Source organism: Nitrosospira sp. TNL300 (assembly GCF_055385915.1).
Genome location: NZ_AP041005.1, coordinates 1,524,101 through 1,538,597 on the forward strand (window position 1 = coordinate 1,524,101; position 14,497 = coordinate 1,538,597).

Below are 14,497 nucleotides of genomic sequence, written 5' to 3' on the forward strand. Positions count from 1 at the left end.
AATTAGCTGTCGCCTGATCATGTCGAAAACTTCTGCACTGGAAACCCTCATCGAACTGGCACAGACTCGCACGGATGATGCGGCGCGAAGATTGGGATTTTTGAACGCTCAAGGCCTGGACATGGAAGCCAAGCTGGTTTTGCTGACCCAGTATTCGGACGAATACCGGGCCCGCTTTCGGGCTTCCATGCAACAAGGCCTCACGGCGTCGGGGTGGCGAAATTATCATGAATTCATCGACAAGCTCGACGCGGCGATTTCCCAGCAACAGGAAGCCTTGGCGAACATGAGGCAGCGTGTCGCTGCCAGTAAAGCCGCATGGCAATCGGAGCGGCGTGTTCTTAACTCTTATGACACTTTGGCGCAACGTCACAGGCAGATCCAGTTGGCCCACCAGGCAAAGCGCGAGCAGCGGGAAACAGACGAGTGGGCGAGCAGTGCGGCTATCCGGCCCGGCTCGATATAGTTGAGCCATACAAGGTAATAAACTCCTGAAAAATCGAATTCCGAGAGCAACCTATGCTACCTGTATCATCGAGCGCCGCTTTGCATCCCGTCAAGGATACTTTGATCGAATCGAGAAGCGCTACTCAGGAATCGGACGCGTCCGATTTCCGCAAACTGCTTGCTGCCGAAGTGGGCGATGATGGTGAAGCACCGGATACAGGCGCTAGCGATCCGCAAGTGGGCCCGGCGGCGAATGCGATCGGCAACAGTCCTGGCATACCCGGAAATCCATCCCTGAAAGATTCTGAACACACGGACGGTGAGACCGAGGCTGAGGAGGATCGCAGCGGCAAAGAAGGGAATATGACAGCTGAAATGGTGGCCGGTGGTTTCCAGCTCTCTCGCCCTGCCACGGTCACGGCGATACCAGGTATCACAGATGCTTTACACCTCCCTGGTACCGGCCGAACCTCGGATACCGTAACCGGAATTGAAACCCGAATCCCTGCCGGTATGCCGATCCAGCAGCAGCCTGACGCTGCATTCGGTCAAAGGAGTGCGAACGATCCGCATCGGTCTGCTGCCGGACGGATCACTTCAGCTGCGGCCTCGATAGCATACGAGGTAGGACGCGAGGCGCGGGCTGGGGGAGACGCAAAACTATCCGATCCCTCAGGACTGGCACCGGGAGAGAACGTTATCAGCATAGCGCAGCTCATGGAGGCTGGAATGCACCTGAGTTCTGCTATTGCGGGAGGCTCTCAGGAGGGCCAGACGACTGTTCGAATCGCTTCCTCCAGAATCGTATCCGCCCCCGCGGCAGGCGGGAAACTACCGCAAGATATGAAGTTCACAGGAGCCGCAGCGCACGAGATGTCTCATTCTGATTTGGTCTCCTCAGAGAGCAGACTGGCGGGAATCCCCAGCAGCATTGGTGATTTCCTGCCGGATGTTGCACATCTGCGTCCCGGCTCGGCCGCAGGAAGCGATACTTCTTCGCTCCCCACATTAACTGCACCCGTCGTGCCCTACGAACTCCTGACTCCGCCTCCATCTCCAGGGCATCTGATAGTCGAGCCAGGTACAGTGCCTGGCACCGCAGATCGTGATCCTTCTTTGTTCAGGCTGGAACCGCGCGTGGGCACAGGCATCTGGGATAATGCCCTGGGTCAGAGAGTACTTTGGATGGTATCTCACCAACATCAGATCGCTGAACTCAATCTGAACCCACCTGATCTGGGGCCGCTGCAGGTCGTCCTGTCCGTAAACAGCGATCAGGCCAGCGCAGCATTTGTATCCCAGAACCCTGAAGTTCGGCAAGCACTCGAAGCGGCGCTGCCCCGGCTGAAGGAAATGATGGCGGAAAGCGGAATCAATCTGGGCAATGCAACAGTCAGCGACCAGGGATCCCAGCAGCAAGGAGATTTCGAAAGGCAAAATAATGGAAGGTCTCATTATCGGCAGGAAGAAAGCCGGATAGCCTCAGCAGGAACAAGCCTCGGAATGAGCCGCGGCACTGCTGATATTCGCGGACACCAGCTTGTGGATACCTTTGCATAGTTTGAGCGGGTTGTGGCCGGGCCAGCTATAGAGAATCCCTGTTTGTGACGTCGGAGGCTGCAATCTCCAAATTTCGAGATAACCTGTTTTTTCCCGTTTGTTTCTCACATTGAAGGCAGGGCATCAGTTCAATAATGCCTCCTGCGTAAGCGTAAAACGGCTAACAGAGCACAAACATGGCAGTCAGACCAAATAAGCAAAGTAAAGACCCGAGGGAAATCAAATTGGAGCAGAAATCCGGGAAAGGCAGACTCGTTCTGATTATCACGGCGTGCGCCCTATTGCTGGGAGCAGGAGGCGGCGGCGCAGGATGGTATTTCAGCCAGGTCTACAACGGGACAGGCGCGCTGCCGAAGCCTAAACCTCCTGTGTTTCTCAATCTGGAAACCTTTACTGTCAACCTCCAGCCGGAACACAGCGAACAGCATCTCCAGACCAATCTTACCTTGAAGGTCGAAGATGAGAGCGTGGTGGATTTAATCAAATTGCATATGCCGGAAGTGCGCAACCGCGTGCTGCTGTTGCTTTCGGGCAAGACAGCCACGCAAATTTCGAGTGTCGAGGGAAAAAAGAAGCTCGCCTCTGAACTCACTGCCGAGATAAATCGCCAGTTCAGCGAGGGGCGTGTGACAGAATCGGTTGAGAACGTGCTTTTTACTTCGTTTGTGATTCAGTAGCTTCATGAGAGATGATTTCCTTTCGCGCGAGGAGGTGGATGCTCTCCTCAGGGGAGTGAGCAGTGGATCCACTGCAATCGAACAGAGTACGGCTAATCCCGGTTTCCGTCCCTATAACCTGGCGACGCAGGAACGCATCGTACGGGGGCGCATGCCCACTCTCGAAATCATCAATGAGCGCTTTGCGCGCCTTCTGCGTCTTGGACTGTTCAATTTCATGCGCCGCAGCGCAAATGTCACCGCAGGACCGGTAAGGGTTATCAAGTTCAGTGAATTCGTGCGCAATCTCGCAGTGCCAAGCAACCTGAATCTCGTGCATATAAAACCTTTACGCGGCACCTCGCTGTTTGTATTCGACCCGACACTGGTATTTCTGGTGGTTGACAGCCTGTTCGGCGGCGATGGGCGTTTTCTTCCCAAGACAGAAGGCCGCGATTTTACCCAGACGGAGCAGCGCATTATCCAGCGCTTGCTCAACCTGGTCTTCGACAGCTATGGCAAATCGTGGCATCCGGTTTATCCGATTGAATTCGAATACGTGCGGGCAGAGACGAATACCCAGTTTGCGAATGTGGCCACGCCCAATGAAATCGTGGTTGCAACCACCTTCGAAGTCAATTTTGGTTCCGTGATTGGAGAAATGCATATCTGCATGCCCTATTCCATTCTCGAACCGATCCGTGATCTCCTGTCGAGCAGTGTGCAAGGCGAAGCCTTGGAAGTGGATAAACGCTGGGTTGGTCGACTGTCGAAACAGGTACAGTCCGCTGAGGTGACGCTACTGGTAAATCTGACGCATGCCCAGGTCAGGCTCGATCAGATCCTGAATATGAAGGTTGGGGACGTTATTCCCCTGGATATTCCGGAATTTGTTACTGCAACCGTGGATGGGGTGCCGGTCATGGAATGCAAGTATGGAATTTCGAATGGCCGCTATGCTTTACGTATGGAAAAAATGCTTGCTTCCGGGAGCAATGAATGAGTGAAGTTGAACGCCGCGATCTGTCCAGGCGGCCCTTTGTGAATAAAATTGAGGAGATGAAAGTGTCTGTAACACCAGCCAATTCCGCGGCTCGAACGCCGACGGACCAGGATGAAACAATTGTGGCCGGAGATACTGGCTCGGGACAGATATTCGAGCAATTCCAGGGCACGCAAAAGGTGCAGGTCCAGAACGATATTGACATGATCATGGATATACCCGTTCAACTCACAGTGCAATTGGGACGCACCAAAATCGCCATCAAGAACCTGTTGCAGCTGGCGCAGGGTTCCGTGGTGGAGCTGGATGGCCTAGCAGGGGAGCCGATGGATGTTCTGGTGAACGGCTACCTGATTGCCCAGGGCGAGGTTGTCGTGGTCAATGAGAAATTCGGTATACGTCTGACCGATATCATCAAGCCGAGTGAACGGATACGCAAATTAAACCGCTAATCGTGAAAAGAAAACATCAGAACCCGTTTTTGCCTCGGGCAGTGTTCCGCAGTCCCCTTTCAGCGGCAGCGCTCTGGCATTTCGCCTCACCGGTCCTGGCTGGGGCGAGCGACAGCACAGTTACTTCCAGCGGCAGCCCCTTGCAGGTCATGCTCGGCCTGGGAGTGGTGCTCGCTGTGATTGCAGGTTGCGCATGGCTGCTCAAGCGCATGGGTGGGGCATACAGTGGGCATGCAGGGGTGGTCAGGATAATCGGGGGATCGGCGGTGGGACAGCGCGAGCGCGTCGTTGTGGTCGAAGTGGCCGAAACCTGGCTTGTCATTGGTGTCGCACCCGGGCATGTAACGGTATTGCATAGCATGCCCAAAGGCGACATGGGTGCAAGCATGCTCCATGTCTCCGAAACGCCAGGGCATGCTGAAAAAGATTCGAATTTTTCAGGCTGGCTGAAGCGGTTGGCAGAAAAACATGGTGGATAGCATGTCAGATAAAAAATCTCGATCCAGCATACGTATTGCCTGCGGAACTATAGTCGCAGCCCTGTTGCTGGCCACGCCTGTGGTCGCGCTGGCACAGGCAAAGGGAGGGTTTCCTGCCTTTAGCAGCATGCCTGCACCCCGGGGTGGACAAACTTATTCATTGAGCCTGCAAACACTGCTGCTGCTGACATCGCTAACATTTCTGCCAGCAGCGCTCCTGATGATGACGGGTTTTACCCGCGTCATCATTGTCCTTTCGCTGCTGCGGCAGGCCCTTGGCACCCAATCCTCGCCACCCAACCAGGTGCTCGTCGGATTGGCGCTGTTCCTGACTTTTTTCGTCATGAGTCCGGTATTCGACAAGATTTATCAGGACGCATACCAACCTTATGTGGAAAACAGGATGACGATGGAGCAGGCATTGGAGAAGGGCGCCGTGCCGCTCAAAGCTTTCATGCTGAAACAAACCCGGGAGGCCGATCTTGCGCTATTCGTCAAACTCTCGGGCAGGCCCCAGCTGAACGGGCCGGAAGAAGTATCTCTTCGGGTGCTCGTTCCGGCCTTCGTTACCAGCGAGTTGAAAACCGCATTTCAAATTGGCTTCGCAGTATTCATTCCTTTTCTGATCATTGACATGGTCGTGGCATCGGTGCTCATGTCGATGGGGATGATGATGGTATCGCCGGCTCTCGTCGCACTGCCTTTCAAGATCATGCTCTTCGTGCTGGTGGATGGATGGCATATGCTGATCGGTTCGCTAGCAGAGAGCTTTTATTGAGGATGCAACATATTTATTCACCGGACGAAATGATGGAAAAGAACCATGACACCTGAAAGCGTAATGACACTCGGCCAGAAAGCAATGGAAGTTACCTTGATGGTTTCCGCTCCCTTGTTACTGGCCGCGCTGGTCACCGGATTGCTGGTCAGCATCTTTCAGGCTGCCAGCCAGATCAATGAGATGACTCTGTCTTTCATTCCCAAACTCGTGGTCCTGTTTGCCATGCTGGTGCTTGCAGGACCGTGGATGCTTTCGGTGCTGCTCGATTATATGAGGCAGGTACTGGAAGGAATTCCAGGAGTGATCGGATAGTTGTCAGGACTACCCGGAAAAAGACAGGCGAGAGCGGCATCTTGCCTGTCACATCCACCCTCCAGTGCTCGCTGGACCGGGGAGATAAAGCAGAATTTCATTATTGTTAAATGATCACGCTCAGCTCGGCCGATCTCAATGCGTGGCTCATTTCCTTTTTCTGGCCTGCTGCCCGTATTCTGGCGCTCCTCTCGGTAGCGCCGGTATTGGGAAATCTTGCAGTTCCTGTCAGGGTGAAGGTGGGGCTGGGTATCTTCATCGCGCTGGTCGTGGCGCCCACTCTCGAACCCATGCCAAAGATCGAGCTGGCGTCCGCTCCCGGCCTGTTGGTTCTCGGTCAGCAGATCATGATCGGGCTGGCAATGGGCTTTGCCATGCGCATCATCTTCAGTGCGATTGAATTGGCGGGAGAAATTGCAGGCTTGCAGATGGGTCTGGGGTTTGCTACATTCTTTACGCCTCACAGCGATGGCAGCAGTCTTGTTCTGGGGCGTTTCCTGGGTCTGCTGGGAACACTCGCATTTTTATCATTCAACGGCCATCTGTTGATGCTGTCTGCGCTGATCGACAGCTTCAACGCCTTCCCGATCTCCACCGAACCCTTTTCAAATATGGGATGGAAAAGGCTGGCGGAGTGGGGGAGTATTATTTTTAGTGTCGGCCTGCAACTTGCGTTGCCGGTGGTCGCGGCATTATTGATTGTCAATCTGGCGCTGGGCATTCTGACTCGCGCGTCGCCCCAACTGAACGTCTTTGCAGTGGGTTTTCCGATTACCCTGATGGTTGGAATGGCAGCGCTCATGCTGTCGCTTCCGCACTTTACTCCCGTGATCGAGCGATTGATCACCGAAGGGTTGCAAACCATGCTCGAGGTGGCGCAAAACGCCCGCTGAACTCAGCGGCTTACCCTACGGCGAACGAAGGCAAGGCTGGCAAGGCCTATGCCGAGCAGGGCCAGGGAACCTGATTCCGGAAGCTCGTTGATTGCAACTATCGCGTCATTGCTGTCGCTCTTGTAGAAATCCCCAAGCACCGGTGTATTACCGTTTAAATCACTGAAGCCCTCCACCTCCCCAGTGCTAGGGCTATTAGCAGGGTCTGCAAGACTGAGAAGATCAAGTCTCGATTCTTTCTCTTTCTTGCTTTTTTTGAAACCGGATATCTCTCCTGTAGCCTGCATCAAACCCCAGCCACTTAAAATATCTTCCGTCCCAAATAATTTTCCGTTCCCCTCTGCACCGAGGAACTTTCCTGTCCCGCCCGTTATGCTGAAAAAGGAGTCCTTTAGCGTGAATATGGATGGGTAGCGGGTAGGAACGAACAGTCCAAAATAATCAGCAAAGATTTCGCCTCCACTTGACACGGTAAATGTCATCTGTCCCTCAAATGAGAGGCTATTTCCCGTTGGAGTAATACAGTCATTGGCTGCAATGGAAACTGCTCCCAGAAACGAACTCATCCCACTACCGGTGATCGTGCCTCCGAAACAACCCAGATGAGGCTGATAGCCAACTTGCTCATGGATGATAGCGTTTATAGTTAAAAGTGCTGCCTGTGCGCCAGCGATTGGCGCCATGCCTGCCATGCCTGCGATGATTGAAGCTATCGAGCGCTTTATTAGCATTGTATGGGCTGCTTTCAATTTAAGTTCCTTTTAATAATTTTGGCGCATCAATTATCCAAATCTCACCTCAAAAAAATCAAAAACCCGACCTCCAATCTATAATGCCCGGCTTTCCGCGTCAACCTTCTGATCGGAAATAGTCACTCTAACGCCGAATTCCTGACTGTTATTTGGACTGATTACATCGGGAGTATAAAGCGATCTCCGAACAAATCCAGTAAACTGCGGTGCGGGAGTGTCGGCCCGGGAACGATGGTATGGCAGACCGCGATCTCCGCCCCCTGACCGCTCTTCACGCTCGCGCTTGGCGAGAAATTCATTTATTACTATTAGATATAGGGGTATTTTCATGTTGATTAAAAACAATTATATGTTCTCTGCCGCAATATCGGTTTTGATTGCAGTTACCGGACAAGCAGACGCTGCTTCATGCCCGGCAGGTACAGCCGCTACCGCAGTCAAGGGTAAAATATTTAATAATGCTGTCAGCCCCGCCGGTATCACCCTGGGGACTGCGCACCTCGAAATTGGGGCCGGTACCAAAGTTAAATGCGGCATCATGGGCAACGGTGGCGTTGGATCCGACGGCTCGATCAACTTCATGCACACCCTGGTCTGTGATGACGGTCTTCTGATAACAAACCCTGCGACCGGCCAGAGGGAAACTGTCCATTCCCAGGTTACCTTGAATACCACGGGTACAAGTGCATTCCAAGCGTGCAATCCCAGTAATCCCCTAGGAGGCTCTTATGGGACATTCCGAGAAACGTCCGTGCCCGTGCCCGCGACTGGACGAGGGATGTTTCAGGGGGTCACTGCGGGTAGAATCGTAATCGACGGCACCATGAATTGCCAATTTGCAATTGACATGAAATTCCAGGGTGAGATTTGTATGTCCACTCAGTAATCTTGAGGATGGGGTCGCGTCGAACCGTCTTTAGACGAGACATTTGGGAGCGTGGCTCCACCATGCGCGGAAGGTAGATAAAGACTTGCCGTATTCAATAGTCGGGTCCATCCACCTCCTGTGATTCATACTTCATAAACAACCTCAATGTATTGAAGTTTTAGCAGTGGCTGCTAAAGTGAATATAAGGAAAATTGTAGAAATGTGCTAATACCTTTGCCGATCCGTCAATTTTTCGTTTGAGTATAATCAACGGGAGTCAGGAATGCCTACACTTGACCATGCCACTTTTATTAATCGCCTGAAGGGAAAATCGATCAACACCGGTGCGTTGAGGCAGTCCTACCCGGATTTGAATTTGAGAGGATTGCCGGCCGAGGGGATGATGGAAGGTACCCCTCCAAACCTCGAGCGACTCTGGGAGATTATCGATAGCTACGATCAAGACGGGAACGTCAATACCATTTCCGATCCTCCCGCCGTGGCGATGGCCGAGTGGTTGTTTACCCGAACAGGAGGCGCTGAGCCTGCGACGGGTGAGCCGATAAACTGGAAGACGCTTGCGGAAGTGGGTGACAGGAGTATCACGAACAATAGCAACGCGCATAAAACGGCGATCGAACGCACGGGCATCGGCTTGTATTATGGCGATCATTCCCAATTCCATGACGACATTCTAAGGGGGAACCAGGCAGCGCTGCGGACACAGATCGACGCCATGAGCATGGGAAACTGGCGAATGGGATCGATTGAACCCGGATACATCACGATAGAAAAAACTTCAGGGGAGGCAACGCGTCTACGCGAAAGTTCGTGTATCGGATGGGTGATGGAGAATGTTCAGGCAGCCTATGAGGGAGCTGGCCAGGGAGCGCGTTTTGCAGAAATAAACGCCCGGGTAAAGGAGGCAGATTTGCGCGGTACCGTCCTTTGTGAAGAACTGCAAAAGGATGGGTGGACCGCCGTATTTTATAGCCCGCGGACAGTTGAAGACCTTTCTGCTGCGGATGAGCGCGAGAAACTCGGTGCGCTGAATATGGCAAAGGCGGGGGCGCGCATCTGGAAGTCCCCGGTTTCGGGGTCTGCCGGCGTTCGCTGCGATGCGGTCGTTTCCGGTTACCGTGGGGTAACGCCGGACGGCAAAACCGAGGTGTTACTGGAAAAACTGGAAAATGCGCCATTCTTCGTAGGAGTGGCGAATGGCGGTCTGCATACCTTCGTAGGGCATAACGGGAGCGTGTGCGATTTCCACTGGAAGGCGCAGCCGGATGACAGGGACGCGATGACCGAGAACCCTGTTCGACAGTGGGCGTGGGACACAGGGCTTTACATGATTCCACCCGGTTATTGGTAAGAAAACTCCAGGCGAAACAGGTGAGATAGTAGGCCGGGTTCCGCTTCGCTCAACCCAACCCTACCGATTCACTTTCCCGATTCAGCGAGAAATCGTTTAAATGGAAAGTTTTTGCCGCGTTTATCAGCTGCAAGGCGTTTTTCAGCCCTTTTCAGCCCAATAGTCTTGCCATGCGGCCCAGTGCACTCTCCAGGTTGGACTTTGCAGTGGCAAAGGAGAGCCTGATATAACCTTCGCTCCCAAACGCGGAGCCTGGCACCACCGCGACACCCCCCTGTTCCAGCAGATATTCGCTAAATGCGATATCGCTGCGATCCTTGATCATCCCGTTACCGTGCAAACGTGCGATTGCTTCCCGTGCATCGGCAAACGCGTAGAACGCTCCCTCGGACAGCAGGCAATGGATGCCGGCGATACCATTGAGGGCATCAGTCACGAAACGGTTCCGCTGGCGGAACGCTTCCACCATCGGGGTGATACAGGATTGATCGCCATTCAGCGCTGTTTCAGCCGCGACCTGGGAAATAGAGGTAGGGTTTGAAGTGCTCTGCGACTGGACATTCTCCATTGCGGTGATGATGTGAGCGGGACCCGCGCAATAACCGATCCGCCAGCCTGTCATGGCATACGCCTTCGAAACCCCGTTGAGCACCACCGTGCGGGGATACAGGGCCGGACATGCATTCAGAATATTGACGAACTTGCCATCCGATAGCAGGATGTGCTCGTACATGTCATCCGTGGCAATCAGGATATGGGGATGCCTGAGTAGAACTTCTCCCAATGCCTTGAGTTCGTCCAAAGTATAAACCCCCCCGGAGGGGTTGCTGGGGCTGTTGATGACGAACATCCTGGTTTTTGGGGTAATGGCCTGCTCGAGTTGTTCTGCTGTGATTTTGAAACCCTGCTCGATACCCGCCTCGACAATGACCGGCTTGCCTTCGGCGATCAGGACGATGTCAGGATAAGAGACCCAGTAGGGCGCCGGTATGATGACCTCATCCCCTGGATTGATGACAGACAGTGTGAGATTGAAAAAGCTTTGCTTGCCTCCGCACGAAACCAGAATTTGTCCCGCGGTATAGTCGAAGCCATTTTCGCGCTTGAACTTGGCGATGATTGCATTCTTGAGGCCGGGTGTTCCACCAACAGCCGTATATTTCGTAAAACCGCGATCAATGGCTGCAATCGCGGCATCCTTGATGTGCTGCGGGGTATCGAAATCAGGCTCGCCGGCGCCCAGCCCGATAATATCCTTGCCTTCCGCTTTCAGCCGTGCAGCTCGGGCAGTGACAGCCAGAGTAGGGGAAGGCTTGATGGCCTGAACGCGCTTTGAGAGTTCCACAATAATGTCCTTACTAATGTCCTTATGCTAATGGCACTTGTGCTGCGTGATAAAATCAGCCATCAAGTCGCGAGTGATGCTACATGCGCTGGCTGGAGGAGATGGAAAAAGGCCTACCTTTTGATGAGACTTGAGATTTGAAACATGATGAAGTGGGGCAGGGTAACCGGTTCTTTCCTGCAATTCCCGGAAAGCTCCATCTGACCGACTGCACCGCGCATACTTGCGAAAATATGCAATCCACTTTTCCAGTTTGACGAGGAGTCAGGCGAAGCAGAAACAATGCTGCAAGTCATGGAATTAACTGAAAAACAGTAGACTACGATGAATTTGGATTATACCCGTGATTATTACCTTTCCCAATAGCCCTTATAAGCTCAATCAGTTATTTCAGCCCGCAGGCGATCAGTCTGCAGCGATCGAAAAACTGATGGAGGGAATAGAGGACGGACTGGCATTCCAGACACTGCTGGGGGTGACGGGCTCCGGCAAGACCTTTACGATGGCCAATGTCATTGCGCGGCTCGGACGTCCCGCCATTATCATGGCGCCAAACAAGACGCTGGCGGCGCAGTTGTATGCGGAAATGCGGGAGTTTTTCCCGGAAAATGCCGTCGAGTACTTTGTATCGTATTACGACTATTATCAGCCGGAAGCATATGTCCCTTCGCGGGACCTTTTTATCGAGAAAGATTCCGCCATCAATGAGCATATCGAGCAGATGCGCCTGTCCGCTACCAAGGCGCTGCTCGAGCGGGACGACGCCATCATCGTCGCAACGGTGTCGTGCATCTATGGGATAGGTGACCCTGTGGATTATCACGGCATGATCCTCCATCTGCGGGAGCATGAAAAGATTACGCAAAGGCAGGCAATACAGCGTCTGACAGAAATGCAGTACGAACGCAACGAATTCGAGTTCAGCCGGGGGACCTTCCGGGTGAGGGGAGATGTGCTCGACATCTTTCCGGCGGAAAGCTCGGAAACCGCCGTGCGTGTTTCCCTGTTTGATGACGAGGTGGAGAGCATGACACTGTTCGACCCTCTTACCGGTCGCACCTCGAGAAAGGTGTCGCGCTATACCGTTTATCCTTCCAGCCATTACGTGACGCCAAGGAGCACCACCTTGCGCGCCATCGAGACAATCAAGACGGAGTTGAGGGAACGCATGGATTTTTTCCAGCAGCACAACAAGCTGGTGGAGCTGCAGCGCATCGAACAGCGCACCCGTTTCGATCTGGAAATGCTCAACGAACTGGGTTTCTGCAAAGGCATCGAGAACTATTCGCGCCATCTGTCAGGAAAAAAACCGGGGGAGCCGCCGCCGACCTTGATGGATTACCTGCCGCCCCGAACGCTGATGGTAATCGATGAGAGCCACGTCACGGTTCCACAAGTCGGAGGAATGTACAAGGGTGATCGGGCTCGTAAGGAAAATCTTGTCGATTACGGGTTTCGCCTGCCTTCAGCGCTGGATAACCGTCCCCTCCGGTTCGATGAATTCAGGAAAATCATGCCGCAAACGGTGTTTGTATCCGCGACGCCGGCGGAGTACGAAAAGATACACAGCGGACAGGTTGTCGAGCAGGTGGTGCGGCCCACAGGTCTCGTAGACCCGCAGATCGAAGTTAGGCCGGCCAGCACCCAGGTGGACGATCTGATGTCGGAAGTAAGGCTACGCACGGCTAAGGATGAGCGGGTGCTGGTAACGACGCTCACCAAACGCATGGCTGAAGACCTGACCGACTATTTTGCCGACCACGGCATCAGAGTTCGGTATCTGCATTCCGATATCGATACGGTGGAAAGGGTGGAAATCGTGCGTGACCTGAGACTGGGGAAGTTCGATGTACTGGTCGGCATCAATCTGTTGCGCGAAGGTCTGGATATGCCGGAGGTATCACTGGTAGCCATACTCGATGCGGACAAGGAGGGCTTTCTTCGTTCAGAGCGCTCATTGATACAGACTATCGGTCGCGCAGCGCGTCACATCAATGGCACCGCACTTCTTTATGCGGACAGGATCACTGATTCCATGCGGCTTGCAATGGATGAGACCGAGCGACGGCGCAACAAGCAGATCCTGTTCAATCAGGCGCATGGTATTACGCCGCGAAGCGTGCATAAGCGCGTCAAGGACTTGATTGACGGTGTTTACAGCATGGAAACAGCCCAGCAGCAGCTTAAGGCAGCGCAAACGCAGGCGCGGTATGAAGCCATGAGCGAGACGCAGCTGGCAAAAGAAATCAAATCACTGGAAAAACAGATGCACGAGGCAGCAAAAAATCTCGAATTCGAGAAGGCGGCAGAATATCGGGATGAATTAAAAAGATTAAAAAACAAGCTCTTCGTGGGATTTGTTGAGCCAGAGGATGAGAAAGGGACGCAAGCGGCCACCTCCCGAAGGAGGCTGCGAAGAACGGTGAGATAGCGACAGATTGAATGCCGGGAAGCGTCAACACGCTTTCTCTGCGCTAATTGATCACCGTGGCCGAGTTCGCGAAAATAATTTCCTTGAAGGTACGATTGTGGGTCTTGCTGTTGAAGTTTTTCATGACAAGACTTTGATCAAAACGTACCCGGTCACCCACTTTAACCCGCATCGTTGGTGCCGCGATCCAGAAGCGTTTCTCGGTATTCGCCAACTCCATATAGGTATAGCCCGGAGCATCCAGCGTGGAGAGAACCTTGCCTTCATTGGCTGGCATTCCTGTTGCTGCGCCGGCTGCCGAGGCACCCGTGCTGGCACTGGCATTTTCCGCAAGGGCGGGCAGGGGGCTGAAAAACATGATGCCAATAAAAAAAGCTGTCGCAGGATAAGTTGCCTTCAAAACGACTCTCCTCAGTAAATAATAGCTAATAGCCGCGCAATAATACACCTCAATCTCCCCGGTTCCAACGGAAAATTTTCCGGAAAAAAGCGGGTGCAGACTTTTCGGGTTTTCAGGAACGTGTTTCAGCGTGTCCCCGTCCAAGGATCTGTCGGCGCATCATCGCGATGTCGGCTACCCGTTGCGGGAGCATTCCGGGGATCGAAAAGAAAAAGGGAGGGTGTCGAGCCATCCAGCACTGTGGGGGTACCGGGAACAGGCCGCTGCATCACCGTAATTCCGGGCGCTACAGTATTTGAGGATAATGATCCTGCCACGGATCGATCCTGCTGGTGCAGCACATTGCCGGCGCTCATTCCCCCCTGATCGTATTTGCGAGCACAGATAGCAGCGCCTTCTACTATGCTGCGCCCCGCTTTCTGCTCCGAAGCCTCGCAGGAAAGCTTTTGATATTCTGGCATGTATTCCGAGGCTTCCTTGTAGCGGCCTGCTTTCATCAATTCTCTTACATGAAGTTGTGCATCACGGAATTTACTTTGAGGGTCGGATTGTTGAAATGTCAGGGGCACCTCCTCCGCGAGAGCACTTGTAATCCACACCATGGAGATAGCCACAACGATGAGTCGCATATCAGCTCCTTTCAGTGAATGGAATTTTTGAGGGATAATGGAATTTCTGAGGGATTATAGAATGATGATTTCAGAAAAAAAACCCGCCGCAATTTAGGTATTTACTTTTCCATTTAT

General features: G+C 53.2%; 16 protein-coding genes. 11 read left to right on the forward strand and 5 right to left on the reverse strand.

The window, feature by feature from the left end; all coding sequences use genetic code 11:
* Nucleotides 1–19 precede the first annotated feature (19 nt).
* The 9 genes from fliJ (at nucleotide 20) to fliR (ending at nucleotide 6,583) form a co-directional block, all read left to right on the forward strand.
* The gene (gene fliJ, locus ACZ5BW_RS06995) at nucleotides 20–466 is read left to right on the forward strand and encodes a flagellar export protein FliJ (protein ID WP_464543548.1); all 447 of its coding nucleotides are present in this window, start codon (nucleotides 20–22) and stop codon (nucleotides 464–466) included.
* A gap of 53 nt (nucleotides 467–519) precedes the next feature.
* On the forward strand, nucleotides 520–2,007 hold the full coding sequence (locus tag ACZ5BW_RS07000; protein ID WP_464543549.1) for a flagellar hook-length control protein FliK: 1,488 nt from the start codon (nucleotides 520–522) through the stop codon (nucleotides 2,005–2,007).
* A gap of 224 nt (nucleotides 2,008–2,231) precedes the next feature.
* Nucleotides 2,232–2,684, forward strand: coding sequence for a flagellar basal body-associated protein FliL (gene fliL / locus ACZ5BW_RS07005; protein WP_464543551.1), 453 nt, complete (start codon nucleotides 2,232–2,234; stop codon nucleotides 2,682–2,684).
* Nucleotides 2,685–2,688: 4 nt separating this feature from the next.
* The gene (gene fliM / locus ACZ5BW_RS07010; RefSeq protein WP_464543552.1) at nucleotides 2,689–3,666 is read left to right on the forward strand and encodes a flagellar motor switch protein FliM; all 978 of its coding nucleotides are present in this window, start codon (nucleotides 2,689–2,691) and stop codon (nucleotides 3,664–3,666) included.
* The gene (gene fliN, locus ACZ5BW_RS07015) at nucleotides 3,663–4,118 is read left to right on the forward strand and encodes a flagellar motor switch protein FliN (protein WP_464543553.1); all 456 of its coding nucleotides are present in this window, start codon (nucleotides 3,663–3,665) and stop codon (nucleotides 4,116–4,118) included. Before fliM ends, fliN begins: the two co-directional genes overlap by 4 nt.
* Nucleotides 4,119–4,120: 2 nt before the next feature.
* The gene (gene fliO / locus ACZ5BW_RS07020) at nucleotides 4,121–4,597 is read left to right on the forward strand and encodes a flagellar biosynthetic protein FliO (protein WP_464543554.1); all 477 of its coding nucleotides are present in this window, start codon (nucleotides 4,121–4,123) and stop codon (nucleotides 4,595–4,597) included.
* Between the two features lies 1 nt (nucleotide 4,598).
* Complete coding sequence (gene fliP / locus ACZ5BW_RS07025; protein WP_464543555.1) at nucleotides 4,599–5,375, forward strand: flagellar type III secretion system pore protein FliP; 777 nt, start codon at nucleotides 4,599–4,601, stop codon at nucleotides 5,373–5,375.
* Nucleotides 5,376–5,420: 45 nt separating this feature from the next.
* The gene (gene fliQ / locus ACZ5BW_RS07030) at nucleotides 5,421–5,690 is read left to right on the forward strand and encodes a flagellar biosynthesis protein FliQ (protein WP_464543556.1); all 270 of its coding nucleotides are present in this window, start codon (nucleotides 5,421–5,423) and stop codon (nucleotides 5,688–5,690) included.
* Nucleotides 5,691–5,800: 110 nt separating this feature from the next.
* Entirely contained in the window at nucleotides 5,801–6,583 is a 783-nt protein-coding gene (gene fliR, locus ACZ5BW_RS07035) for a flagellar biosynthetic protein FliR (protein ID WP_464543557.1), read from the forward strand.
* 2 nt (nucleotides 6,584–6,585) lie between these two features.
* Here the strand turns inward: fliR and ACZ5BW_RS07040 are convergent, their stop codons facing one another.
* Nucleotides 6,586–7,332: a PEP-CTERM sorting domain-containing protein gene (locus ACZ5BW_RS07040; protein WP_464543558.1), complete on the reverse strand. Its 747-nt coding sequence runs from the start codon at nucleotides 7,330–7,332 to the stop codon at nucleotides 6,586–6,588.
* Between the two features lie 409 nt (nucleotides 7,333–7,741).
* Nucleotides 7,742–7,987 carry a hypothetical protein gene (locus ACZ5BW_RS07045; RefSeq protein ID WP_464543559.1) on the reverse strand — a complete coding sequence of 82 codons (246 nt, stop codon included), beginning with the start codon at nucleotides 7,985–7,987 and terminating at the stop codon, nucleotides 7,742–7,744.
* A 499-nt stretch (nucleotides 7,988–8,486) separates the two neighbouring features.
* Between ACZ5BW_RS07045 and ACZ5BW_RS07050 the strand changes: the two genes are divergently transcribed.
* Nucleotides 8,487–9,575 carry a hypothetical protein gene (locus ACZ5BW_RS07050; RefSeq protein ID WP_464543560.1) on the forward strand — a complete coding sequence of 363 codons (1,089 nt, stop codon included), beginning with the start codon at nucleotides 8,487–8,489 and terminating at the stop codon, nucleotides 9,573–9,575.
* Nucleotides 9,576–9,726: 151 nt separating this feature from the next.
* On the opposite strand, the gene ACZ5BW_RS07055 is transcribed toward ACZ5BW_RS07050, so the two are convergent.
* Nucleotides 9,727–10,920, reverse strand: coding sequence for a pyridoxal phosphate-dependent aminotransferase (locus ACZ5BW_RS07055; protein ID WP_464543561.1), 1,194 nt, complete (start codon nucleotides 10,918–10,920; stop codon nucleotides 9,727–9,729).
* Nucleotides 10,921–11,263: 343 nt separating this feature from the next.
* Between ACZ5BW_RS07055 and uvrB the strand changes: the two genes are divergently transcribed.
* Entirely contained in the window at nucleotides 11,264–13,351 is a 2,088-nt protein-coding gene (uvrB, locus tag ACZ5BW_RS07060) for an excinuclease ABC subunit UvrB (RefSeq protein ID WP_464543562.1), read from the forward strand.
* Nucleotides 13,352–13,394: 43 nt separating this feature from the next.
* Here uvrB and ACZ5BW_RS07065 read toward each other — a convergent pair whose 3' ends face one another.
* Both ACZ5BW_RS07065 and ACZ5BW_RS07070 read right to left on the reverse strand, forming a co-directional pair.
* Nucleotides 13,395–13,895, reverse strand: a complete 501-nt coding sequence (locus tag ACZ5BW_RS07065) for an NrfJ-related protein (RefSeq protein ID WP_464543563.1) — start codon at nucleotides 13,893–13,895, stop codon at nucleotides 13,395–13,397.
* The gene (locus ACZ5BW_RS07070) at nucleotides 13,877–14,380 is read right to left on the reverse strand and encodes a hypothetical protein (RefSeq protein ID WP_464543564.1); all 504 of its coding nucleotides are present in this window, start codon (nucleotides 14,378–14,380) and stop codon (nucleotides 13,877–13,879) included. The genes ACZ5BW_RS07065 and ACZ5BW_RS07070 overlap by 19 nt, the downstream gene beginning before the upstream one ends.
* Between the last annotated feature and the right edge of the window lie 117 nt (nucleotides 14,381–14,497).